Source organism: Paenibacillus sp. B2(2019), assembly GCF_008370385.1.
GTDB lineage: Bacteria > Bacillota > Bacilli > Paenibacillales > Paenibacillaceae > Paenibacillus_AQ.
In genome coordinates this window covers 499,425-525,394 of the sequence record NZ_VTZR01000025.1, presented here as the reverse complement: position 1 = coordinate 525,394, position 25,970 = coordinate 499,425, and the positions used below count along the sequence as shown (strand labels likewise).

General features: G+C 40.8%; 24 protein-coding genes. 3 read left to right on the top strand and 21 right to left on the bottom strand.

Features of this window, described 5'->3' with window-relative positions; genetic code table 11:
- Positions 1–3: 3 nt before the first annotated feature.
- The 12 genes from PAENI_RS27700 to melA form a co-directional block, all read right to left on the bottom strand.
- The gene (locus PAENI_RS27700; RefSeq protein ID WP_149647475.1) at positions 4–3,492 is read right to left on the bottom strand and encodes a hypothetical protein; all 3,489 of its coding nucleotides are present in this window, start codon (positions 3,490–3,492) and stop codon (positions 4–6) included.
- A 143-nt stretch (positions 3,493–3,635) separates the two neighbouring features.
- A complete protein-coding gene (locus tag PAENI_RS27695; protein ID WP_149647474.1) occupies positions 3,636–4,814 on the bottom strand; it encodes a hypothetical protein in 1,179 nt (392 codons plus the stop codon).
- Between the two features lie 106 nt (positions 4,815–4,920).
- Complete coding sequence (locus PAENI_RS27690; protein ID WP_149647473.1) at positions 4,921–5,859, bottom strand: alpha/beta fold hydrolase; 939 nt, start codon at positions 5,857–5,859, stop codon at positions 4,921–4,923.
- A 277-nt stretch (positions 5,860–6,136) separates the two neighbouring features.
- Positions 6,137–6,361, bottom strand: coding sequence for a DUF896 domain-containing protein (locus PAENI_RS27685; protein WP_149647472.1), 225 nt, complete (start codon positions 6,359–6,361; stop codon positions 6,137–6,139).
- Positions 6,362–6,387: 26 nt separating this feature from the next.
- Complete coding sequence (locus tag PAENI_RS27680) at positions 6,388–6,810, bottom strand: MarR family winged helix-turn-helix transcriptional regulator (protein WP_262495757.1); 423 nt, start codon at positions 6,808–6,810, stop codon at positions 6,388–6,390.
- Between the two features lie 146 nt (positions 6,811–6,956).
- Positions 6,957–8,054, bottom strand: coding sequence for a HAMP domain-containing sensor histidine kinase (locus PAENI_RS27675; RefSeq protein ID WP_149647471.1), 1,098 nt, complete (start codon positions 8,052–8,054; stop codon positions 6,957–6,959).
- Between the two features lie 83 nt (positions 8,055–8,137).
- The gene (locus PAENI_RS27670; protein ID WP_149647470.1) at positions 8,138–8,776 is read right to left on the bottom strand and encodes an ABC-2 transporter permease; all 639 of its coding nucleotides are present in this window, start codon (positions 8,774–8,776) and stop codon (positions 8,138–8,140) included.
- Between the two features lie 17 nt (positions 8,777–8,793).
- Positions 8,794–9,429, bottom strand: a complete 636-nt coding sequence (locus tag PAENI_RS33115; RefSeq protein WP_149647469.1) for an ABC-2 transporter permease — start codon at positions 9,427–9,429, stop codon at positions 8,794–8,796.
- Entirely contained in the window at positions 9,422–10,291 is an 870-nt protein-coding gene (locus PAENI_RS27660; protein ID WP_149647468.1) for an ABC transporter ATP-binding protein, read from the bottom strand. Before PAENI_RS27660 ends, PAENI_RS33115 begins: the two co-directional genes overlap by 8 nt.
- Positions 10,288–10,668 (bottom strand): GntR family transcriptional regulator, encoded by a 381-nt coding sequence (locus tag PAENI_RS27655; protein ID WP_094869071.1) that lies wholly within the window; start codon positions 10,666–10,668, stop codon positions 10,288–10,290. Before PAENI_RS27655 ends, PAENI_RS27660 begins: the two co-directional genes overlap by 4 nt.
- Before the next feature lie 160 nt (positions 10,669–10,828).
- The gene (locus tag PAENI_RS27650; protein ID WP_149647555.1) at positions 10,829–11,506 is read right to left on the bottom strand and encodes a M14 family metallopeptidase; all 678 of its coding nucleotides are present in this window, start codon (positions 11,504–11,506) and stop codon (positions 10,829–10,831) included.
- Positions 11,507–11,635: 129 nt separating this feature from the next.
- Positions 11,636–12,934 carry an alpha-glucosidase/alpha-galactosidase gene (melA, locus tag PAENI_RS27645; protein ID WP_149647467.1) on the bottom strand — a complete coding sequence of 433 codons (1,299 nt, stop codon included), beginning with the start codon at positions 12,932–12,934 and terminating at the stop codon, positions 11,636–11,638.
- A 254-nt stretch (positions 12,935–13,188) separates the two neighbouring features.
- Between melA and PAENI_RS27640 the strand changes: the two genes are divergently transcribed.
- A complete protein-coding gene (locus tag PAENI_RS27640; RefSeq protein WP_149647466.1) occupies positions 13,189–14,052 on the top strand; it encodes an AraC family transcriptional regulator in 864 nt (287 codons plus the stop codon).
- Positions 14,053–14,063: 11 nt separating this feature from the next.
- Here PAENI_RS27640 and PAENI_RS27635 read toward each other — a convergent pair whose 3' ends face one another.
- Positions 14,064–14,588 (bottom strand): GrpB family protein, encoded by a 525-nt coding sequence (locus tag PAENI_RS27635; RefSeq protein ID WP_076283636.1) that lies wholly within the window; start codon positions 14,586–14,588, stop codon positions 14,064–14,066.
- Positions 14,585–15,808, bottom strand: coding sequence for an MFS transporter (locus PAENI_RS27630; protein ID WP_149647465.1), 1,224 nt, complete (start codon positions 15,806–15,808; stop codon positions 14,585–14,587). Before PAENI_RS27630 ends, PAENI_RS27635 begins: the two co-directional genes overlap by 4 nt.
- 176 nt (positions 15,809–15,984) lie before the next feature.
- On the opposite strand from PAENI_RS27630, the gene PAENI_RS27625 reads away from it, so the two are divergent.
- Positions 15,985–16,764, top strand: coding sequence for a GNAT family N-acetyltransferase (locus PAENI_RS27625; RefSeq protein WP_149647464.1), 780 nt, complete (start codon positions 15,985–15,987; stop codon positions 16,762–16,764).
- Between the two features lie 24 nt (positions 16,765–16,788).
- The gene (locus PAENI_RS27620) at positions 16,789–17,103 is read left to right on the top strand and encodes a DUF4190 domain-containing protein (RefSeq protein WP_149647463.1); all 315 of its coding nucleotides are present in this window, start codon (positions 16,789–16,791) and stop codon (positions 17,101–17,103) included.
- Positions 17,104–17,178: 75 nt separating this feature from the next.
- Here PAENI_RS27620 and PAENI_RS27615 read toward each other — a convergent pair whose 3' ends face one another.
- The 7 genes from PAENI_RS27615 to PAENI_RS27585 all read right to left on the bottom strand — a co-directional run bounded on the left by PAENI_RS27615 (position 17,179) and on the right by PAENI_RS27585 (position 25,964).
- On the bottom strand, positions 17,179–18,363 hold the full coding sequence (locus PAENI_RS27615) for a response regulator (protein WP_149647462.1): 1,185 nt from the start codon (positions 18,361–18,363) through the stop codon (positions 17,179–17,181).
- Positions 18,344–20,125, bottom strand: coding sequence for a cache domain-containing sensor histidine kinase (locus PAENI_RS27610; RefSeq protein WP_149647461.1), 1,782 nt, complete (start codon positions 20,123–20,125; stop codon positions 18,344–18,346). The genes PAENI_RS27615 and PAENI_RS27610 overlap by 20 nt, the downstream gene beginning before the upstream one ends.
- A 77-nt stretch (positions 20,126–20,202) precedes the next feature.
- Positions 20,203–21,126, bottom strand: a complete 924-nt coding sequence (locus PAENI_RS27605) for a carbohydrate ABC transporter permease (protein ID WP_262495756.1) — start codon at positions 21,124–21,126, stop codon at positions 20,203–20,205.
- Positions 21,127–21,143: 17 nt separating this feature from the next.
- Positions 21,144–22,037: a carbohydrate ABC transporter permease gene (locus tag PAENI_RS27600; protein ID WP_042188566.1), complete on the bottom strand. Its 894-nt coding sequence runs from the start codon at positions 22,035–22,037 to the stop codon at positions 21,144–21,146.
- 76 nt (positions 22,038–22,113) lie between these two features.
- Positions 22,114–23,487 (bottom strand): sugar ABC transporter substrate-binding protein, encoded by a 1,374-nt coding sequence (locus PAENI_RS27595; protein WP_042188568.1) that lies wholly within the window; start codon positions 23,485–23,487, stop codon positions 22,114–22,116.
- 190 nt (positions 23,488–23,677) lie between these two features.
- Entirely contained in the window at positions 23,678–24,868 is a 1,191-nt protein-coding gene (locus PAENI_RS27590) for a Ger(x)C family spore germination protein (protein WP_149647460.1), read from the bottom strand.
- Positions 24,861–25,964 carry a GerAB/ArcD/ProY family transporter gene (locus PAENI_RS27585; RefSeq protein WP_149647459.1) on the bottom strand — a complete coding sequence of 368 codons (1,104 nt, stop codon included), beginning with the start codon at positions 25,962–25,964 and terminating at the stop codon, positions 24,861–24,863. Before PAENI_RS27585 ends, PAENI_RS27590 begins: the two co-directional genes overlap by 8 nt.
- Between the last annotated feature and the right edge of the window lie 6 nt (positions 25,965–25,970).

Here is a 25,970-nt window from a genome sequence, read left to right as displayed (position 1 = left end):
TCCTTAACAAATTGGATTAGTGGAATCTTTTATATAATTCGCATACCAGCCAAGCCCGTTGGTTTGATCAGCTGTAGCTCCAGGGTGAGGCTGTAGGCCAAAATTCATCGTACCTCCAGGTGGAAATTTGAAATTCAAAAATTGTAAGCCTACATTATTAAATTGCATCGAGTATGATGTTGTACCGCTACTTGGATCTGCTGTTAACACGATATCACCAATGCCCATTTTAATAACCCCCTGTAAATTAAAGAGCTTACCCTGTTCTCCCCCTCCGGGTAATTGCAATCCAAGAAAGAAGTTATATTTCGGACGTTCAATATTCACCGGAACATTTGATTTGGTCCACGCTAACAACACACGAGTAGTGAAAAGTGTATCCGCTGCAAGCATACCCGCATTCCCCAGATCCAGCTCAAACTCAAAGCCTGACCAAGGTCCTTTAATATCAAGAGGCTGTGGTACAGAAATTGCAGTGTTAACGAGGATAAGTGGGATATAACCCAATTCTGAGGGCAATTTTCCAGAAGAAGCGAACGATACAAACTTTTTAAATTTTAAAGGCAATCCAAAGATCAAACTTTCCTTACGTGGTTGTACTTGTTCAGGGGTTATCAGGATATCTGAAGTATCCATCCAGATACTATCCCGTTTCATTGTGGATTCATCAAAGACAAGGCGGATCAGCTGTTTCGAAAATGGAAGTCCGGATTTCTTCGATTTGCTTGCATCCTCCACACTTAAACTGCCATACGAGAAAGCATCAAGTCCTTTAATGTTCTGAAAATCCATAAATCCCATAAGATTAAACCTTGTTTCAAATTTGGGTCCATTTGCTATTTGTACAGTATCAATGCTTGCTCCAGAAATCTCCACATGATGGAATACACTACTCTCCAGCTGACATTTGTTTGATTTCGGGGTATTAAAGATGTAGAGATTGGTTTCACCGTGATTTTCTCTACGCCCTGTAAAGAAAATGGATGTTAAGCCTGATGATACAGTGAGTTGATCTCCCTGCGAAATTACTTCGTTTACCGATTCCTCAAATATATGTTTTACTGTCAACTGTACTTCGCTTGTAAAGTCTTGAATCTCTGAGTTAAAAAAAAGTGCACGTACAGATAAAACTTTAAAATCGAAATCATCTTCAGTGTATACAGGAATTGGGTTTCCAAAGTTGTTCACCTGTTCGTAAACTGGATCCATATAGTGAACTAAAGCGAATAAAGAGCTATCCTTTTCGAGAACGATCTTACCATTCACTTCCTCAGGAATATTCACATTAATACCTATATGATGCGCGTGAAAGAGATCCTTCTCCATCCCGGCATTCAACACTTTCAAATCACTCGGCATTGCCTTTTGTTTAATGTCTACCTTTAAAGCTAATATCCCAGTCCAACTGGCTTGTTGAATTTTATGATTAAAAAGAGCATAGAAAGGGTCCTTTTGCGTTAAGGCATCCTCGAAATATTCGCGCAACCAAGCAGAAAGCGCGAATAATTCACCGTTATCAGATTTATTAAACGTATCCGCGTTAGTCCAATTTTGCGGTTTTTCTACTAAATCCTTAAGCGTTCCTTCACAAAATTTCAAAATTATTACATTCTGATAGTTGCCGTATTTATTGTCATCCTTTTTATTGTTGATATGGAACGGCCATTCCGAAATATCTATTTCATCCATAAATTGACCAACAAATGGATCCAGCGGATTAGTGATGACAAGAAATAACTGATTGGTTAAAAACGCACTTTTCAGTTGCGAACTTATCATTCCTAATTTCAGGTATTGAGTAGTCCCTGTGCCGTTAGCTATTTGTGCTAATAAAATACTCTCCCAATTATCATTTATATCTGCTTCAACCAGTAGACCTTGTGGAGTTGTCGTTTTTCGCAATTCACCCTCAATAGTAGGAAAAGTAATGACCGATTGATTTGATAGTCCTGTAATATTTCGTTTACGGACTGGATGAATAACCTGGTATTCATACTGAGTCGCTACCTCATCCTCAAAATCTGATATATCACTGTTCTTCATACCCACGTATGGAACAAGAGGATATAGATGCTCTGCAGTTAACAGGGAAGTTTTTTGTTGATCGTAAATTAATGGACTGGGTAAGTTTGGTGGTGTTAATCGTACTTCTGTTGTTTTAAATAAAACAGCATCTTCAGGTTGGGAGACGTAGATATTCTCTTGTGATTGATTATTTTGGACAGAAATCCATGAAGTTGTACGATGAGATTGTAACAGCTCCGGAATCGTCGCATCACCACTTGTGAACCTTTGTTCTTCAAGAGAAGGAACAGGAAATATCGGGGCTAACGCCGGTTGATAGGAAACAAAATTAAGTATGTGCCCGTTTCTGAAACCTATAGTTTCAGTGCCGGATAATCCACAGAGTAAATGTCGCACATCCTTAGTTCGCTCGCTTAGTTTCGCCATCTGAATTTGGAAAGGTCCACCTGGAGTCCAGTACGGTTCATAATCGTTATCCTCCAGTCTAAACTCAGAGCTAAAAACTATAGGTTTTAACATAATGGGATGTCCGAAATCGGAACGAAAAGGAGTCTTAAACAGATTAATGTTTATATCAGTACTTTCATCTGGTAATATTCCAAACCGGAAAGCTGTTGGAAGCTTTTCTTTGGCGAGTGGGAAAAGCGGATTTAAAACACACTGAAAGCGGTATGGTGTATCGGTATCTCTAGTTCCTGTTATTCCGAAATGCTGGCTTTTTGTTTTTTGTTTTCCGGCTTCGTCATAGAAAAAATGATAACGCAAACCTACAGGTAACTGGGTCACAGGTAACTCTGGAGATGGATAGAAATTTAATCCTTTATCATTTAATTTCGCTCGTGTATCAAACTTAAATGAACCTGACTCTTTGCCATGAAGTGCTAGGACTAAGTTTTGAATCCCTACTTGTATATAACTGATTTCTACAGAAGAATTAGTATAAGAAAGGAAATTAATTATCCCTTGATCTCCATACTGATTAAACAGAAATTGATTGCCTGCAGTCGGATGAACAGAGACCTTTTCGATAAATTCAAGCTTCAGGCTCGTGTTGTTAATAAATAATGGGTCGTTAAACTGTGATATTCCACTACCACCATTAACATGTGATACAAGATAGCAGTTTTTTATTACAGCCTCGCCTCTATCGCTACAGTCACACCAAAAAAAGTACCTAGACACAAACATTGGACTGTCACTCTCATAACAAGGACCTTGCTGATTGTTCATATGTTTCAATATGGAATCCAGAAAGGCATTATGGTCTGCAGGTTCCTTTTCGCAAAAAACGTAACTGCCTATGTTATATGACCAGGATTTTTCTAAAGTTATGGATTCGGGAGTTGTCCCTCGTGCAACAAAACCAACCCATAGTCCTTCCGCTCCATGATGTCTATATAATGAGCCAGTTGAGTTTGTGAATATCCGATCGAAAAAATCAATAAATTCATGATTAGGCTGAATCATATGAAGTCCCCCCTCGTTGAATATGTCTTAGCTCTAGTGTTTCATTATGAAATGATAATATTCATAAGAATTAGTGTGAAAATTAGAACATATAAAAAAACGTCGAATGATTCACTATATGAATCGTTCGACGTTTAATGTTACTATTCGATATTAACCTGCTTAACTATCTTCGCCCCCTGTTTGCGTAAGGCATCATAATCGTACACTTCTTTTATTTTACCTAACTGGCTTTCAATAGTAGTTAGATCATTCATTTTAAAATAGTCACTCAAAATCTCGTGCGGTGTCATTCCTGGTTTCTTCCCTGGTACATCTTCTATCGCTTCTTTCCATGGTAAGTTTGCCTTATCCATCGTTAACTCCAAAGCGGCCCCAGTTTCATAACGCATACTTCTTTCCAAAAAAGAAGGTGACTCCGCTTGTCCGTTAGCAATAAAATCATATGCCTGCATAAATGTCACATGGTAAGGCTCCTGCTTGGTGGCCAGCACCATTAAATTACCGCCAGTTAACTTACTATAGCGATATTCCAAATACCTTGCAGAACCTTCAATGGCTTCTGCTTTCGCCTCGCCAATTAATTGGGGCCATTTATAGTACCTGTAATTTCGTACAACTGTCCAATCACGTAAATACTGTTGAATGCGTTGAGGATTGTTTTCAGCCATTGCTTGATCCAACAGTTTAAACTCGATGCCCATCAAAGCGTAATTCTCATCATTTACAGGATAGTTATCGATATGCTCAGCCCCATTGGCATCATACTTCCAGTCTTTTTGTTTGAAGATATGAAACCCTTCATGCAATAAAAAAGAAGAAAAATCAAAATATAGCGCGGGATCGCTGAACATTTTGGGATAATACTTAAAATACATTGTTTCTATACCTTTCAGATTTAGCGTCCCAAAATTAGCTGGAAACCATGCCGAGAGGGTTGTCGGTGAAAAACGACTGATCCGATAGACCTTCGGTAAGCTCATCGACTCGGGCATTTTGATTTCTTCGGCAAAAATCCCTTCCTGCATAGGTACATTCACGGCAAACCCTTCGCTACGAATCAGACCGTTATCCTTAGTCGTTCGCACCAGCAACAAAGGTTTGGTGTCAAATCGATAATCCTCATTCCAGAGCTGATCACTGGATTGCTCGAAATTGTTATACAACTCGGATAACTCCGTCAGCATCAGCCGATCGGTTTCAGGCAAGGATTCAAACGTAGTACGGTAGGTCTTATTTAATAAAATGGATACCAAACATATCCCAACTATACCTGCCAATATCGATACTAGGATGTTTCTTTTTCTATTTCTTTTGCTCATGATTTACCTCGCTGTTTATCTCTTGTTATATGAGTAGTATGATATAAGCTAAAAAAAACGTCAAATGATTCACTATATGAATCGTTCGACGTTTTCTTATTCACTCTTATTTTATCTCACTCATGAAGTTTCTGAAGTTCTCCACGATTTCTTTCGATCGGGTATGGTGTAAATAATGATCGCCTTCAAACATCATCATCTTCCCATGTAAGGAATCTTTGATCTGCTCTTCGTGTAAAGCTGCCCAACCCTCAACATCCGAATTATCTTTTACTAAGAAGAACATCACGGGAAGTTCTTTAGGGAACTTTAAGTTTTCTGCGTCTTTGAAGTTGCTTGAGAAATGATCTGCTTCGTTGATGATATTTGGATTCATCATGTTTTTCAGCGAAAGCATTCTATTTTGCTCTTTCGTTTTAGCATCAACATCGGGTGCAATGATTTGATCAGGCGAGAGTTTAACCAGCAATCTGTAGAAACCTGATTGTTTAAGTGATTTTAAGGCTGCTGTTGGAAGTTCATCGCCGGCTCCTTGTGCCGGAACACTGCTGTCGATCCCTACGAATGCACTAACTTCGTTTTTGTATTTGTTTACATAGTCTAGAGCATAAATTCCGGATATGGAGTGTCCCATCAGAATATAACGGTCTATATTTAATTGTTGTAAACTTTCATGTAACTCACTCACTATATTTTCAGTACTTCGTTCTTTTTCGGTGATATCACTTAATCCATAGCCAAATGGCTCAATCACAACCACTTTGTAAAATGGAGATAACTCGTCTACAAGCGGCTTAAAATCAATACCCGGCGCTGCAGTTCCATATCCTGGTAATAATACTACCGTCTCTTCACCATTTCCTTGAATCGTGACGTTCATTTTTTTTCCATCTACAGGTACAAGCTGACCATAGGGTTCAATTTTTCCTTTCTCGATTTTGTTGCAGATCACATTAACAGTAAAAACAATGGCTAGAAAAAGCGCTATGGCTATGACTATAACTCCTATTGCTTTCAGTAAAAAGAAAAATGTCTTTTTCATCATGTAATTCCCGCTCCCCACATATTTATATCTTCTCTTCTGTCCATTTCATTCTAACAATCCAGTCTTAGATCCTGTGAAACACAAGTTTAAGTGAACCTTAACTTTCAGCATCAGCTAACAAAATCAAATTAAGCTTCCGTTAAGATAACTTTTATAAATATGATTCCACTTTCGTCCATTTGATATCATAAAAAAACACCTTTAGATATTCGCTGATTAGCCCATAAGACCATTCAACGATATTCTAAAGGTGTAAATTCACTTCATTAGCTACATTTTAGTTCAAAGATTCTTTACGCGATAAACGAATTTTTTCAGGCGTAACATCATTTCCCTCAGGATCTACAATCGTTACTCCCGATAGACTGTTACGAACTTGTCCACGAATTTCACGTAGATAATCTTCACGCAAAGCGATCTGTTCCACCCATTCACTTTTTGTCAGACCTTCTTCACGTTCTTTCCTGGCTAGTTCATTAATACGAGTCAAACTGGTAATCATCTATGTTCCTCTTTTCTAAGTTTTGATTAGCTTGCTAATAAATTTACAACCATCTGTTTCATAAGCCTTCTTAATAATAAACGTTCTTCGGGTAAAATTCCTGTTAATAATTTATCCAATTGCTTATTCCATATACGTTCCACAGGTTCACAAAGATTACGTCCGGCTGGAGTTAGATACACTCGGCTTACTCTGCCATCTTCAGGATCTCTTTTTCGAACAACAAACCCATGACTCTCAAGTGATTTCACCATATTCGTAATAGTTGGAGGCTCACAATTCAGACTTTCGCTTAACTGGATCTGTGTCATTCCATCTGATCTCCATAACCGGCATAATAACTGTTCTTGGCCCACATGAAGATTAAATTCTCTAAGCAATGCTGCATAATCTCTACGCATTTCTGCTGAAATTCTATCCAGTAGTTCTCTTATCTCATTTTCAATCACAGCTTGTTCCCCCGAACCACCTTACAAATTAATTAGCATGCTAATTATATCATGTTTTTAAGAGGATTTCAAAGGTGGACGATTTTTAGATATCACCCACCAACGAATCCTCTTTAGGTTGGTACTTCATCGTATAGAAATGGTCTTCAATTACTGTTTCTCGGGAGTCTCACTTCAAAGATTGTCCGCACCACACTGCTTTGCGCAGATACGGCTCCATTATGCTGTTCTACTATATTTTTAGTAATAAACAAGCCAAGTCCCGTACTTCCTGTTGGATGTGTTCGTGAACGATCACCCGTGTAAAACATATCAAAAATTCGTGGCAGCTCTTCCGGCTCAATACAATTTCCATAGTTGATTACTTCAACGACTACCTCGTTAGCGTCCAAGTAACCGTGAATATCAATAAATTGACCATCGTTTCCGTATCGGGCCGCATTCGTAAGAAGGTTCTCAAATACACGTGCTAACAATTCCCCATCACCGTAAATCATCAGAGGTTGTGTCATATCCAATCTGGAGGTTAGGCCATTTTTCTCAAAGACAGGATATAATTCTTCATTTAATTGTAAGAGAAGCTCACTGAGATCAATCGAGGATTTCTCAAGCTTAAGCTTGCCGTAATTCATTCTTGTAATTTCAAACAGCTCATCAATCAATTTTTCTAAACGTTGTGATTTAGTATAAGCAATTGTCGTGTAATGCCTGGTCTGTTCAGGGGTTAATTGATTGTCTTTCAAAATAAAATCCAAATAGCCGATAACCGAGGTTAGGGGTGTACGCAAATCATGCGCCAGGTTCAACACGAGTTGATCTTTACTGCTCTCGGCAATGTCTCCCCGCTCAATGGCTTCTTGCATATTCTCAATGGCTAGATTGAGATCATGACCAATCATTCCAAATTCATCTTTGGAGGGTATATCTACTCGTTCGGAGAAATCACCTGATGCTAGTTGATGAATCCCCTTTGATATTTCTTTGAAGTATTTTGCATAAGGCTTAGTGAATAAGAAGAAAAATAGAATGGCTAATGGTATAAAGATAATTAAAAATGTATTCACATCTCCAATATCTCTTATTACATAGCGAACTTTGGTTAGTGGATTCTCAAATTTCACCTCAGAGTGATAATATCGCTGGAGCGCCTTATAGATTAAAAAGGTTATCCCACCGGATACTAGCATACTGGCCATCAGCAGCATAATCATTTTTGTACGAAAACTATAAATCATTTTAGGCATTAGATGTATACCCTTCCCCTACAGTATTTATCTTTGTAGTGATAATGGTATATGAATTCAATCTAAATCTCAAATTATTAACATCACAGATCCTTCTTCTCAAAAATCCGCAAAGAAATGAGATAAGAACAGCTGAGTAAAAGCACGTAAGCGAGTCCTAGTATGATATAAGGAATAAAGCTAGACTTCGCGCCAAAGCTCTGCCAGTTATCTAGGTTAGGAAACCATTGAAGCAAACTACCGATCACATTCGGACCAACCATTATAATCATCATAAAAACGAGATTAACCACTTGCGTTCCTTTAGCCCCTAACCAGTAATGAATCGGTAAATAAAGCATAGCGAGGAGTGGGAAAATAGATATCGCAATACCAACCTCTTGCCAAAAATGAGGGGTTACCTCTTTACCTGTCATGATAATCAGGAGATAGGTAAAAGCAGTTGCTGCCAGCCCAACAAGCGCATACGGAAGGATTGAGAAATATTTGGCACGGACAAGCTCTTGTCTCCGCACAGGGAGATTAATTAGAAACCGTTGCGTCATCTGCTGAGTATCCATAGAACAGGAGCTTATCAACAACAGCATGGGTGGCATTACCGTAAATAAACTGAAGCTATGATAGTTCGAGTAAGCTATAAAAATAAAGAAAGGGATGAGCAGCATCAGAAATTTACGCAAAAGAATGAAGTCTTTTTGAATAAGATAAAATGAATGATACACTATAAGTCCTCCTTAGCTTATAACTCTTCCCTGCAAAACAATCGTAGTGAAATCTTATATGAGAAGTACAAGATGAATAGATAAACGATCCCTATCAAACCTATCTGCACCAGATGATCTTGCAGCTTTAAATGGGTTATTTTTGAGAAAACTGATGAATGTGAGAGTGAAGATCCAGCGTTTATGGTGGTTATCGTTATAACTACATTAAAAAAGATATTGAAGTAATAGTTTTTGTATCCAAGCCAATAATGAATCGGCAGATAAATAGACGCAGTCACAGGAATCATAAGTAACGTTAAAGATACCCCTATCCAATACACTGGGCTAATGGAATATCCAAATAAAAAGGAAATTAGAAACAAAACTAAAGAGCAAACCAAACCGATGAAACTATAAGGAATCAGTGATAAGTATTTAGCCAAGACAATCTCTTGCCGACTTACTGGCAGTCCTATAACAAACTTTGTGTTGTTATTCTGTGCATCCATTGAACAGGAGTATACGAGCAATAGTAAAGATTGAAAGGTAGCAAACATACTGGAGCTATCCAATTGTACATATGCAACAAACAAAATACTCAAGAGAAATAAAGGAATAAAATTCCGCAGGAGAATAATGTCTTTACGAATCAACAGCAAGAGATTAAACATACAAAGCGTTTCCCTTTACCGTAAAATACATGATTTCTTCCAGAGTAGGTGTCTCGCATATGGCATGATCTCTAAAGAATCGTTCGCCCTCAGAGCGATTGTTCAGAAGACCCTCGAAACCAACTTCCGTCTCTCTAAGCCCGATGAACCATTTTCGCACATCCCGATCAAGCAACTCCTTGTTGCCTTTTACCAGCATATATTTATTAGGGAGAGATTCTTTCATCTCATTAAAAACTAACCTCCCCTCATTCACAAAAACAATATAATCCGCTATCCGGTCTAAATCAGTCGTGTTATGCGTGGAGAAAAGAATAGATTTCTTCTCATCCTGGATATGCTCACTAAGCAGATCAAGCAGTTCTCTTCGGAATATGGGATCAAGACCTGCAGTAGGTTCGTCCATGATGAGCAGATCTGCACCGTGTGATAAAGCAATGGCGAGCGAATACTTCATTTTCATCCCTTTTGAGAGTTCTTTAATCTTTTTCCGCGGGGAAAGCTTGAACATCTCTATGTATTTCCTATAAGTCTCTTTATCCCACTGACTATAAAAGGGAGCAATCATCTTGCTCATCTGATCGATGGTTAATTGATCGTAAAAGTAGTTCTCATCGGAAACATACCCAATTCGATCTTTGTACTTTGCATTCTTTATGGATGTTTTTTCGCCAAAAATCTTGATACTTCCTTGGTCGGGTTGTACCATACCCATCATCATTTTAATTAAAGTTGTTTTCCCTGCCCCATTGGGCCCTATCAGCCCCGTTATATATCCTTCTTTAATACCGAACGTAAGTTCGCATAGGCTAAAATGGCCATATTTTTTAGATATTTGATTCAATTGAATGACATCGTTCATTCTGTCTCCTCCTCATACAGCAATTTCAACATCTCACTGAACTCAGCAAAATCAATCCCCAACAGCTTACTCTCATCAATAATTTCCTTCATCTTGTTCTCCATGATCCGTAGCCGCTGCTCACGAATAAACTCCTGATCTGCACCAGAAACAAAGGAACCTTTTCCCACAATGGAATTGATCAGGCCTTCTCTCTCCAGTTCTTCGTAAGCTCGTTTTGTTGTAATTACGCTAATCTGCAGCTCTTTGGCTAACAGTCGAATAGAAGGTAAAGGCGTACCTGAGACTAACTCTCCTTGCAGGATCATCTGGCGGATCTGACTTACAATCTGTGCATAGATGGGTTCACCGGAAGTGTTGGATATCAATATGTTCATGAACTCGCGCCCTCACTCCTAGTTTATGTGTATTCAATGTATATATGTAATATATACACTATACCCATTGTTGTCAATGATCTTTCAAATCCACACAAAACAAGCCGATTCCTATGAACTAAGGGTCAGCTTGCTTGGCATACAGCGTATCTAATCATCATCACATCAATCCAGCACTTCTTAAAAAGCGACTAACAATGTCTATCTGATAGCGAATACGAAGGTCACGATCAAGACTCCAGCAGGTTTCCACAGTAAATGCCTTCGCCCCTATGATACGGGAGACGGCTGCACGTGACGACCCGGGGCGCTCTCGTAAACGGATATTAAAATGATAAGAAGTATTAGCGATTGTACGATTAATGTCTTTTATGATACGTCTTGCCGTAACCGTACCTTGGCTCCCCGGCTTAATAATAATAGACTGACCGAGGCGTTTCGGATTTCTTTGAGACAAACCGTTCGCTTCATGGAGATCAAGGTACCAGGTGGGGCGATAACGCCGTACTAATTGAAGTAAGGCTACGGATAACGGATGTTTGGCAGATCCACTCCGAGTACGCGGAAACGTCCGGTTCAAATCGGGCACGCCCCGAATTCGTTTGCGATAAGCTTTTTGATTCATGAGGGGAACAATAATAAGCGTACCACGGTAAATATATATTTCTCCTTGTCTTAAGTGATTCACGATGTTTTTCGCCGCACGAATGCTTGCCGTTTCATTCCCGTGTATGCCGGACACCACCATAAACACAGGACCAGGGAGCCCACCTCTGATCACATAATAAGGGGTGGCATGGGATGTGGATGATGCTAAAGTATAATTCTCAACGATCATCATGCTTCACCTCCGCATTTAGGTGTCCATATATGTGTATTCCGTAGGACCCTAGTTGTCCTAGACAGATAAGCAAAAAAAGCCTGATTTCTCAGGCTTTCTAAGTATTACTTTATAGATATAGGCAATTTATTTATACGCGGGCAACCAATCTCCATGGGCTGTGATCAGCTCATCACACATATTCGTAATGTCATCCATCGACAGTTCGGCGGCAGTGTGCGGATCGAGCATAGCTGCGTGATAAATATGCTCTCTCTTATGAGTAATCGCTGCTTCAATTGTTAACAATTGTGTATTAATGTTCGTACGATTCAGTGCGGCACACTGCGGAGGCAGATCTCCCACGAAGGTTGGAGTGACACCACTGCGGTCTACAAGGCACGGAACTTCTACACATGCTTCTTTCGGAAGATTGGTGATAAGACCTGTATTCATAACATTACCACCGATTTTGAAAGGTACATTCGTTTCGATGGCTTCCATAATGTAGGACGCATATTCATGCGAACGTTCATGTACAAGCTCTTTATTATTTACTAATTCTTCACGCATTAGCTGCCAGCGTTCAATTTGATCTACACAGCGGCGTGGGTACTCGTCGAGTGGAATTTGAAACCGTTCGATGAGTTCAGGATAATTACGTTTGATAAAATAAGGATGATACTCTGCGTTATGTTCTGAAGACTCCGTAATATAGTAACCAAATTTAAGCATCATTTCATAACGAACCATATCCCCGTGATGCTCTTTCTGCTTCTCGGCAGCGCGGCGTTTGATTTCCGGATATAAATCCTCTCCATCCTTCGTAACCTCGAGTAGCCAAGCCATATGGTTAATCCCGGCAATCTTAGCCTGTACACCCGTCTGATCCATTCCCAGATGCTCGAATAAGCCTGGAATACAATGCTGTACGCTATGACATAATCCAACGGTATTCACACCACCATAAGTGTTCATCACATTGGTCAATACTGCCATTGGATTCGTATAATTCATGAACAGAGCATCTGGACAAACCTCTCTCACATCTGCCGCAAAATCAAGCATGACAGGAATCGTGCGTAAGTTGCGGAAAACACCACCGATACCAACCGTGTCCGCAATCGTTTGACGCAAGCCATATTTCTTCGGAATTTCAAAGTCTGTAATGGTACAAGGATCGTAACCCCCGACCTGAATCGCATTAATCACATATTTAGCTCCGCGCAAAGCTTCCTTACGATCCGTATAGGATTTCACGATACAAGTACTGCCACTACTTGCTTTTATATTACTCAGCATATTCTCGGAATCTTTCAGGCGCTGAAGATCAATATCATATAGGGCAAGCTCAAAGCCTTGAAGGGCTGGAGTTCTCATGCAATCTCCTAAAACATTCTTTGCAAATACAGTACTGCCCGCTCCGATAAATGTAATTTTGGACATATGAAATATTCCTCCTTAAATAGTGAGTTCTACGGTCTCGACATCGCTAGCCACTCAGAAAACCTCAATGAATTTCCCTTATAAACACTAGAATGCCAGAGGATATCCGTCTCTCTCTTCACTATTCACTATAAATGAGAGCGGTCTCAATGAGTATGGAGAAATACAATTCATATATGGATGTTTGTTGCATTTTAGTGATATGTCCTATAATCTAATTGTAATTCAAATCATGTATAGGAGGTCAGAAGCAAATGGCTTCAGAGCATTATCATTTCTCAGCAGGGCTTAATCTTGCTCCAGATGAACCCGACCTGACTGTATTGTTCAGCGGTGAAGGCAAACCGGTTCCTGGACATAAAATGGGGCCATCCGTTCACGATTACTACCTTATACATACCGTAATAGATGGAAAAGGCATATTTCAGAGTGGAAGTAACTCACAGGTATGTGGTACAGGAGATACCTTTGTTATTTTCCCAGGGGTATTATTCAGCTATCAGGCAGACATGGAACAGCCTTGGACTTATGTATGGGTGGCCTTGCAAGGGGAAGCCGTTCAACAGCTATTTAAAGAAGTGGGGATTACACCGGACAAGCCGTTAATACACATAGATAACCTTATAGAAATACATAACTTGTATGAGCATATTCGTTTTTCCTTTCAGCAGTCTGCTTATCCAAGGTTGGAAAGTTTGGAGGCTTCTGGGTGGCTGCGTCTTCTGGTGCACAAATTCGGTCTTGCGAACATAAGTTCGCTCACCCCTAAATCCGCACAATTACCGGATGTTATCGACCGCCAGATCAATCAAGCGATCCGCTGGATCTCTCTCCAATTTCATCAACAGATCAGTATCGACCACATGGCATCCTCTCTTGGTTATCATAGGGCACACCTCTCTAAGGCCTTTAAGCAAAAGATCGGAATGTCACCCAAGCAATATTTGTTAAAGGTTCGCATGGATAAAGCAAAGGAACTGCTTGGAGGAACGCTCACCATCGACCAGGTATCCTCTTCGGTCGGTTTCAATGATGCGTTATATTTCTCCAAGCAGTTCCGTAAGTGGAGCGGTATGTCCCCCAGTGAATATCGAGGCCATCTTCGATCTGGCACATGATTGCTTATGGGTTATTTCATGGCTTTTGATAAAATCGAGGTGACAAACGCTGTCTTTCCTTCACAGTAAGCATCCATATCGTAGCGATGTTGTTCCGCCAAATGCTGTTTGACTTCTGCATATGCTTGACGTGCTTCCGCATTTGAACGGAGATAGTCTCTAAAAGCGATATGCTCCAAATACCCTTTTCCATCCTTAGGGCATACATACAGATGATATTTCATGAATTCGTCCGCTTGACGTCTTTTGAAGGCTTCCCTGCCCTCGATTCCCAAGTTCCCTTGATGTTCATAACCATGCTGTTGTAAACGTTCTATGATTTGTGGGAGTACATCGTAGCTATCCATTACAAGATCAAGATCTATGATGGGTTTAGCAGCGAGTCCTTCAATGGAAGTACTCCCCACATGCTCTATCGTAATAATGAGGTCGCCAACATAAGATAACAACTGTTCTTTTATTCTATCGAATTCTACCTTCCACTCTGGATCATAAGGGACAACTTCTACGACTTTCGTCTTCTGAGCGATGCTCATGCACCTCCTGCGTTGAATGTCTTCTTCTCAATTCCTCTATAGACTATCCATATGCATATAGCGGCCACAATTAGCATTCCACCCATCAGACAGACGCCATTCCAGCCCCAATGCTGCCATGCAAAGCTTCCAAGTGTTGATCCAATAGCTCCACCTGTAAAAGTGCTAACCATAAACACCGTATTTATTCGGCTGCGCGCCGCCGGCTCAAGTGCATAGATCCGTGTTTGATTACTAACCTGTGACCCTTGTACTCCAAGATCCAGGATAATAACACCGGCAATCAGGCTCCAAATTGTAAATCCAGCTAAACCGAAGAATCCATAAGCAATCAATGTCAGCAATAGTAGTATACCTACTATCTTTTTCGGTGCGATCCTATCAGCTAACCTCCCGATAAATGGAGCACCCGCAGCACCTGCTACACCGATCAGCCCAAACAAGCCTGTGATAGAGCTACTATAGTGGTAAGGTTCACCCTCTAGAAAGAAAGCCAGTGAAGTCCAGAACACGCTGAAGCCACCAAACATACAAGCACCAATCAGTGATGCTTCACGAAGCGTCGAATATCTGCGAATCAAATTCCCCATTGATTTCAGTAGATCTGAGTAGGATGAATTATTTTCTGGTTTCGTCTTTGGAATTAGTTGGTATAAGATAAGGGATAACAATAGCATTATAGCTGCGGCAATCCAGTACATCGCTCTCCAGCCGAACATATCTCCTATAATTCCGGATATTGTTCTTGCCAGCAAAATACCAAAAAATAGCCCGCTCATTACGGTTCCAATAACCTTACCTCTTTCTTCTGACAAAGCGAGCTCCGCCGAGAGAGGAATGATGACCTGCGGCACGACCGTAGTTATGCCAATAGCAAAACTGGCGATATACATCCAAATAAGGTTCTGAGCTGTAGCGAAACCAACAAGTGACAGTGATACAGCAATAAGAAGTCCGGATATTAGTGTTCTTCGTTCACGGATGTCGCCCAACGGAACAAAGAATAACATCCCAAGCGCATAACCGATCTGAGTAAGCATCGATACATATCCTACTGCGTTAGAGGATGCATGGAATGTTCGTCCTATATCGGCCAAAAGGGGCTGATTGTAATACATATTTGCAACGCTTAATCCTGATGCAATGGCTAAAATAAGTATGAATTGCTTAGTTAGGCCTCCTCCTACACGAACTGCAGCGGGTGTGATAGATTGTGTCATGAAATTCTGTGCCTCCGATTACGTATGCTGCATCAAACAGCAAGCTTTATTTTCCTAATACATTATAGCAGTCACTGTCAAGCTGACGTATTTCTGCGATATAATAATTATCCTAAATATAATGATCTGCATAAGTGCAATTTATATTGAAATATATTGAGCGGGGAGTAAATAACATGCACCAGAATGACCGAATTATGACCAGATTGCGCAAAGAACCGTTGAAGAATGTCAGTTTATTAAAAATGCTAACCTCATTCCATGAAGTCATGGAGTCTCATCTTGTGGAGCAAGGAAATCAATGGGGTGTTTTATTGCTTCTTCCTGCTTCAGCGTACGCATATGATCATAGAGTATATCCTCAAGCGGATTACATCGTATTTATGGATTACAGCAGCCCAGATGTATTTCCGGCTCTGTTTCAATTGTTGCCTCCACAAGCAAAAATTGTTTTTAAACTGCAAGACGTGAACTATAAAGAGGCATTATCATCACATTTTTCAATGGAGAAAGTCCGGGGGTTCTACTCATACAGTACAGCTGAGGGACAAATCTTTCCGAAGGACGAAGATGTTGTTATCAGTCATGTGGTTGACGACAGATTAATTCCGCTGTGGGCCGCTAATCATTACACGAAAGACGAAATAGAAGACTATTTTCAAAACGGGGCTTTTTCCGTGTCAATTTTCCTAGACGACAATCCGGTCAGTACCTGCTTAGCGTTCCGTAATGAAGAAACCATCTGGGAAATCGGCGCTGTACATACTTTAGAATCCTCTCAAAGAAACGGGTATGCGAAAAAGGTGGTCCAAACCGCCATACAAGAAACGTTAGAACGAGGGTTTATTCCACGCTATCATGTGCTTGAAACAAATCAAGCTTCCATCAGACTAGCTGAATCTATTGGACTCATTCCTTGTGTACAGCTTGAACACTGGATTAACTACATCCAATAACACACTTGATAGGAGGTGATTTGAATGAGTTATGGGCCGAACGAGAATCAAAACTATTATCCTCCCCCGCCCCCACCAACACCGATGAATGGCAAGTCAATTGCTGGTTTCGTCTTAGGAGTACTTTCCATAATTGTTCCTTATATCGGATTTTTGTTAGGGATTGTAGCGGTTATTCTGTCTGCCCTATCCCTTAAAGAAATACGGGTTCGGTATGAGCAAGGAAGAGGCTTAGCTATTGCGGGTCTGGTATGCGGGATTGTCGGCACTCTACTTTACGCCATATTCATTTTATTTTTCGTTATTTTTATATACGCTGCTTCTAGTTACCCATACTGATCTACACACAAAAAAAGATCTCTATAGCCACCCTAATGGCTGCAGAGATCCTTTTCCTTTCCTATGAACAAAAATTCAGTAGGTTCCATTGTTAAGCTGCTGACGATACTCCGTCGGAGTTACTAGGAACCGCTTGCGGAACATCTGTGTAAAATGTCGCATGTCCTGATATCCAATACGTTCGGCGATTTCTGCCACCTTAAGCTTCGAGTTCACTAGCAGCAACTTGGCTTGCTCCAATCGTAAGGATGTCACGTATTCTTTATAGCCTTGACCCGTCTTCTGTTTAAATAATTGACTGAAGTAGACCGGATTCAGAAATACAACGGAAGCAATCTTTTCCAAAGTAAGGTCTTCGAAATAGTGTTCTTTTACATATTGCAATGCGATGTCGATGGCTTTTTCGCCACTACCTTTCGCTGGCGTTAAATCCAATACTTGCGAATTCACTGCCTCTCTTAAACTCGTTACGATCTGAGGGACAGTATTTATATCGTAGCTAAGTCCGGAATGGATCATTTGGAAAGGTGTTTTTAAATATTGCTTCAAATAGGTCCGCCCATCTTCCAGAAAAGATTCTAATCGTGCTTCTTCTCTTAAGGTGATTAATCCCAGCAGACTCTGGCGGTCATAACTGACCACAAAACCGCTTCCGTCACGCTCTATCAGCTCAGTTAACACATTCTCTACAATAAAATGTTCTATCCGAATGTTTTTATCACCCGAATCCATTTGTAGCAAAATCAAATAGAAACATTGATGGTCTTCTATTAATTGGCTGATGTCTAAATTACCGAGATTAAAACCAGAAGCGAGTCTCTGAAATACACCTTCTCTTAAGTATTTCAGACTTGACTTTAGCCGGTCTTCATCTTTAATAAGTTTATGATCCTGCTCTATTTCTAGCGATAAGTTACTAATAATCTCAAGTAGCTTGCTTTTACCGATCGGCTTAAGTAGATAATCTCTCGCTCCAAGACGAACGGCCTCCTGCGCATAGGCGAACTCACTGTGTGCAGAGATGACCACCCATTTGACATAAGGATACCGCCGCTTAGAAATCCTCATGAACTCTAGCCCATTCATACCGGGCATAAGAATATCTGTTAAGACGATATGGATGGACTGTTCCTCCATAATCTTGACCGCTTCTTCTGTCGACGCAGCAACATGTACACAATAATCTGGATAGATACTTCTTATAGTGCGCTTAATGCCTTCTCGGATCACCCGTTCATCATCAGCTATGAGAATGTTCACGACTATGCTCTCCTTCCTGTGGAATCGGCAGCATGATAGCAACCTCGGTTCCTTCTCCAGGTAAGCTCCGGATCACAAGACCATAGGATTCTCCGAACATATGCTGGAGCCGCCGATGCAGATTTTGAAGACCGATCCCCATTTTTCCATTTTCTTTCGTTGTTGGTCGATCCAAGGATTCCACCAGCGCATTCAGCTTCTCTGCATCCATACCTTTGCCATTATCTTGAACGACGATGTTCAGTACTCCAGCTTCTTCAAGTACACTCACCTTCAGAATACCTTGACGGTCGAGCGATTCCAAGCCATGTTTTACAGCATTTTCAATGACCGGTTGTACAGTCATCTTGGGAAGGCGAACCTCAAGCCATCGGTCATCTATATTTATCTCAATCCTTAGACGACCTTCCAGCCGGATGGAAATAATATTTAGATAGTGCCCGATTTGTTCCAGTTCTTCTCGTAGCGTGACTTCTACGTCAGCTTCCCAATGACTGCTGTAACGGAACATCGAAGATAGCGAGAGAACAAGTTCACCTAGTTGCTCATTTCCTTTCTCATCCAGCATCCAATAAATCATATCCAGAGTATTGTATAGAAAATGTGGGTTCACTTGAGATTGCAAGGCATGAAGCTCAGCATTCTTCTCACTGACGGAAGAAAGTTTTACCCGCTCGATTAGTTCTTCGATCCGGCGAACCATCCGATTAAACGAAGCAACAAGAATATTAATCTCTTGATAAGATGAAACATTCACCATTCCCCGAAAATTACCGATCTCCACCTGCTTCATCTCTCGGATCACCTTTTTAAGCGGCAAAGAAATCGTTCGTGAAACTATAGAAGCTATCAAAGTAGAGACGAGAACAAGAATCGAAAATACAATAAACAGATAACGTTTCATCTCTACCAACTCTACATTTAGGTCGCGATTAGGAGTGATACTAAGCACCCACCAACCAGAGAAGGACAGTTTAGAAGCGACAAGCAGACGGTTGGCTGTCTGTTCGACCACAACATTCTGGGAGTTTTGCAAAGACGGGAGCTGAGTTAAATCAGGTTCCTGATCTTCGGCAGAGGATACGAATCGTCCATCCTGCGACATTAAATACACCTGGCTATGCTCACCCAGCTTCACATTATCCAACGCATCCAGAACAGGTTTCGGATTCGTCTCGTACAGAACAATGCCTATCGGTTTGTGTTCATTGAGATCGTAAATCTGACGGCCGAAGGCAAACACAGGACTATCCTCCACTTGATCGATAAGAGAATGTTCATAGACGCCGAGCCAGACCATTTTACCGGAGGAAGCTTGCAGCTGATGGTACCAATCTTCCTTCATATATTCGGGATCAACCACATTCATATAGTTTCCGTAATTATAGATCTTACCTTTATCTGTAATGACATGGATACCTACGAGATCATCCCGAGAATAAAATATAGCTCCTAGAATATTGGTAATTGTCTGTTCATTAATGTAAGCAACCGCGGGCTCAGTGCTTGTCTCATTAATCAAACGTATCAATTCAAAGTTATTGCTGAGTGATTTAGAGAGACTATCATACCCTTTGTACAGTAAGCTGAATAGATCCGCTGTCTGAGCGACATTCTTCTGCGACAAATCACTTATTTTCTCATGAAACTGTACGGTTGTCCGGTTGTAATAGAGCAGACTCACAATTAATAGAATGCTAGACATGCAAAAAAGAAACAGCAAAAACAATCGATGGTGGATGGAATGAAAGCTGTTTCTCAAAAAGGCTTCCCTCCTCAAACTCATCTGTCCTGCTGCTTCTTCATTATAATTCCATTATTGTAATTTGCAATATAGATTTATCCTTTTACTGCGCCCGCCACCATTCCTTTTGTAATCTGATTGGATAAGAAGAAATAGATTAAAATGACGGGTAACGCACCCATCACTAGAAATGCACCGATATTCCCATAGTTTACAGAATACTGACTAACGAATGTGTACACGCCAAAGGGCAAGGTCTTCAATTTCTCGGAGGAAATGAAGGTGGCCGCTAAGATATACTCATTCCAAATGTTGATGAACGTTAGAATACATACAGTCATTACCGGTGGTACAGATACAGGAAGAATGATCGTGCGGAAGATCCGATATACGCTCGCCCCATCAATAAAGGCTGATTCTTCAATTTCATGCGGAATGCTCTTCATAAAGCCACTTAATATGAACACCGCTATAGGGGTTGAAAAAGCTACATAAGGCAATATGAGCGATAAATGTGTATTCAGAATATGCATATTTTTGAAAATGATCATCAGCGGAAGCAAAGTGGCCTGCATGGGAATCATCATCCCCATTAAGAAGATCGTCATGACCAAGTTGCCGTAACGCCAACGGAACCGTGAGATCGCGTAAGCTACCATCGAGCTAAGCAGGATGACGAAGATCATCGTTACACCGGTAACCACTACACTGTTAGATAAATACTTTAAATAGCTACCGGACTTATAAGCCTCGCTATAGTTATGCCACTGAAATACTTTAGGAAATGAGAAAAAACTTCCTCCCAAAATCTCTTCATTGGTCTTCAAGGAATAGAGCATTAGCCATAGCAGAGGATATAGCTGGGTAACGACAGGAATCGCAAAGATAAGATACACGAGTCCTTTTTTAAAATATAAGAACGTATTAGTTTCACGGAATACATTATTCTTATATTTCTCGCTTAAACGCTTACCGTCCTTGTAAGGACGCTTTGGGCGTTTATGCTTGACATTCCGCATGATCGCGCACTCCTTTGCTAACTGAATTTTTTCTCAAGCTTATTAAAGATAGTATTAATGCTAGCAGTAAACACAAGGCAGAGTATAACCAAGAACGAAGCGATAGCACTACCATATCCATATTTAAAGGATAAGAAAGAACTGTTGTACATATGTGTGGAAATAACATCTGTAGCATGAGCGGGTCCACCGGCTGTCATGACCATAACGAGATCAAAAGCCTGCAAAGATCCTATAAAAGCAAGTACGATAGATATTTTAAAGATTGGAATAATCAGCGGAAAAGTAATATATCGATCGGCTTTGAATCCGTCAGCCCCATCAATCTTTGCCGCTTCATACAGCTCATCCGGGATATTCTGAACACCGGTATATTGAATCAGCAAATGGTAGCCAAAATATTGCCAAAGAGATACTGCATAAAGCGCAAACATCGCAATTTTAGGTTCTGTGATCCAATTGTGAGTCCAGCTATCCAGCCCAAGAGAGATCAGGACGCCATTCAACATCCCGCCCATGGAGACAGGGTCATAGATCGTTTTCCAGAGCTGCCCAATGATAACCACCGACAAAATAACCGGCGTAAAGTAAATAGAAACCAAAGTGTTTCCTTTTCTCACGTACCGATTTAGCAGGATAGCCATCAACAAACAAAATGGAATTTCCACCATAGAAGCCACAGCATAGAGTAACGTTCTCTTAACAGATGGCCAAAACACTGGATCATGAAAAAACATCTCTTTGAAATTAGCAAGTCCAGCAAATGTTTTCGTAGTCGTAATTCCGTCCCATTGCAGCAATCCTGTATAAAAGGATACTAGGATAGGAGCAAACACCAAGCACACATACAAAAGCAGGCAAGGTAACACGAAGACGGCGATTGTGCGCGCTGGAACCTTTAGTACCTTCATTATTTCCGCCCCCTAGAATGTAAACACGATGCGAAGAAGCGTTTAAGCACCCTCGCATCGTGTTTTCAAAACCTTCTTATTTATTAGCTTCAAATGCGGTTTGATGTTCTTTAGCTACTTGAGCAGAATCCACTTTTTGAACAAAAAGATTTTGGATACTGCTTAGATGGACTTGTGCCGTAGCTGGGTTCATGGTGTTGTCAAAGGCCAAGTCGCCACCTTTAACCTGATTGAACAATCCTGAAATGTTGATCGCCAGATCAGAATATCCTGCGCCTTTCAGGTCCCCATCCACTTTTTGACCAATCCCTACAGCATTTTTAAGTTCAAATTGTTTTTTAGGAAGATTCAGTGTAAAGAAATTCAAGAAATCTTTCGTTTCTTGTAAATGCTCACTGTTCGCAGAAATCGCAAAGGCGCTACCTGGTGCGAGCATGAATTCATTTGGATCCCCTTTACCATTAACACTTGGGAATTGGAAGGCTCCTGCTTTACCAGCGACTGAGGAAGCGTCAATTGCACCTGTTTCCCATGAACCGATAACCCACATAGCGGCTTTACCGGATTTGAAGATATTACCACCTGCATTAGCATCGATGGAAGTTGCTCCATCTGGGAATGCACCTGCTTGCACGAGGTCTTGGAAACGATCTACAGCTTCTACGAAAGCAGGATCTTCAAATGTTTTTTTGCCATCAAGTACATCTTGAAGGAAACCAGGTCCTCCATTGGTGCGAAGCAGGATATTCATGAACAAGAATGAACCCGTCCAGGAATCTTTTTCACCGATCGCGATTGGCGTAATGCCTTTTGCTTTCAAGGTTTTTACATCTTGGAGTAGTTCATCGAATGTTTTAGGAGTGTCTGCGATGCCCGCTTGCTCGAAGAGTTCTTTATTATAGTAGACTACCTCGATGTTATTACCATCTGGCAGCGCATAAACATTACCATCGAAACTGTAGTAATCAAGTAGACCGGATTGATAAGTGTCTTTCAGTCCATTTTGATCCAGCATGTCATTCAGAGGAGCAAACAGCTTAGCATCAACGAAAGGTTTCATTTGTGCAGCCGGGTTAACAATCGTAATATCAGGAATTTCTTTGGAAGCGGCTTGTGTTTTCAATTTGACCTTTTGCTGGTCCGTATTTAAAGTATCCAGTTCGATGTGAATGTTAGGGTTTTCTTTTTCATATTGGTCAACTAATTCATGAAGCATCTTATAAGAAGGTGTTGCTGGATCCGGGTAAATATTTTGAAAAGTAATCGTGACCTTCTTACCGCTTTCGGTTTTTGTAGTTCCGGCATCTGGAGCATTCGTAGCTGTATTCCCTTTCGACTCTGTAGCGCCTTTACTCTCGTTGTTGTTTGAATTTCCACACGCTGCCATACTTAAAACCAAAGCTGCTGATAACGCAATTGTTGAAGTTGCCTTCATTTTTTTGCTGACCATTGTTTGACGCCCCCTATTTTCGTTATAGGCTTATTATTGTACTGTTAAGCGCTTTCAACAAGGTGTCAAATTTAAGATATATGGTTTGTTTTTTCTAGAAAAATACAATATATGTCCGAACATAACGAAACACCCGCTAATTCGGGTGCTTCGATTAAAAATATTTTCGATATTCTGTCTGAAAATTCGTTCAATCAGATGTTGAACCAAAATCGGTAATCTTAAGCTTTAAATCAAAGGTCACTGGAATCCGAGTAAATTCCTCGTCCCAATGATCCTTAATCTGTTTCCAGACATGCGGCTTTTCAATGCTGTACCAATCACCGAATCCTGCTACCTCCACCTTGTAAGTGGACTGCATCTTATGGATAAGACTATTGATATGTTGGGTTAATTTCTCTTCGAATATCTTCTCTAGTTCTTTGAAGTAACCAACACTCGAGGAATGCTCTTTCACATCCCAATCCTCTATTAGTCGTCCAGTGGACTCAATTGCAACATGAAACGATATCTTCTTATCCTCGGTTTCATTCAGTGTAATCTTGCTCTTAACGGATTTAATCTCATAAGTAATCGAGTCATTCGACTGATCATATGCTTTGATGCTTCCGCCTTTTATATCTCCCTTGATCCAGGCAATACTCTCCACATCATGTTGGTCGAGATTACCGATCCAATGTCCTGTATCTCCCTTGATAATACCCGCTCCAGAAAATTTGACCTCACCTTGTGCCTCTATAACGTTCTGCAACACAAAGCTTTGTTTGGAGTACATCAACGCATCTAGATTCGATAATGTTATACCCTTCATAATTTTACTAGTTCTGAAGTTGTTACGAACCATCTCCGCCAGTCGAAAAGAAGGAATCTCTTCCTCAGTCGTCATAAGCGTATCAGACGCACGCCCTTCGCTAAGAAATATGAGACAACTGGGACGAATATCGTTATCTCGCAGTACAAAATCCATTATTTGTCTGATCTTCTCCTGTTGCACTAGATCCTCTGATATGACTATGACTTTGAGGTGATGGCCTATAATCGGACGGTTCTGACGAATGGAGAACTCACGGAATATTTCAAGCAGAGAATCCCCTGTTTCTGAAATATTGTTAAAATGGGTTTTGGGTGTTTCGCCGTCTTTGCCGGAGTTTCCGATTGTTCTTTCAGGCACAATTTGTACGGTTGCCGTAACTTTATTATGCTTTTGATAGCTTCCTCCCCGTTCATCGAATTCCCGCTCGAGCGAATTAGGTTCCCCCTTGTCAAGCGCCAATCCCGTAAAAACACTCAGGTCTTCAATTTCTTTACTACTCCAACAGCCAGGCTGCGTAAGCAGAATCATGGATATTAATAGTAAGTGTATAACCCTCTGTCTAAACATTCTGCTTGAGTCCTTTCTTCCTAATGAGTAATACAATCGACAATAACAGTGGCAACAATATAAAGATCAGCACACCCATATAGCCAATCGAATCACCAAGACTGAAGACATCATTGATGCGTTGCGGGATCATCGTGCAGATGAAGATTACGGGCATTAAGGCGAACATCACCGGATGGATTTTCAGGTTGAACACTTGCGAGATTCCAAGTGACGCATTAAAGAAAAAGCTGCAAAAATTACAGAACATCTGCATCAGCCAGATGACCAGCAGCGGAAATTCAAATCGTTCAAAAAAGAAACCTGAAATTTCAAAGCTTCGTACCAAATCTATCGTTGGCCAGGTACTGGTGATTACAGAATTAATGGTCAGGCCGCCAATAACCATCACAACAGTAACCAGATATAGCACCAGCGGGATGCAGAATCCGACCATCATCCCCTTGACCGCTTCCTGCGGATGCTCCATAAAAGCCGTCATTGTCATTACAACTTCACAACCAGTAAAGATCAGGATGCTCGACTTCATGCCCCGGATGACAGGCATCAGACCTTCACTCATAAAAGGACGCAAATGCTGGATATCAAAAATCCTGGTGCTTAAAATAAAACAAATGATCAGAATAAAGATACTGATTGGAAACACAATCTGAAACACGCGGGCAATGGAATTAATCCCACCGTACACCAAGTAAGTACCAACCCAGATGAACGGCATCACGATCGCCCAGGTTGGTGTCCCTTCCAGAAGAAAGAACAATGTTACTTCCGCCAGTACACGGATTTCGAATCCCGCAATCACAATAAAGTACAGAATCAACAAAGAACTCAGTAAACCGCCTGGAAGATTTCCAACAATTTTTTTAGAATACTGAAAAACAGTTTTACCTGGAAATTGCTGACTAAGCTTCACCATTACCATTATCACTAAAAACACGATAATACCACCCAGCACCACAGAAATCCAGGCATCTGGAGTCTTCACAGCTTGGACAATATCTCTGGGCAAGGTCAGAATTCCAGCTCCTAGCATCGAATTCGTCAATACTATGGCAGCCTGCGAGGTTGTGATCTTGTCATCCGTACGTTTGAACACTGTGGT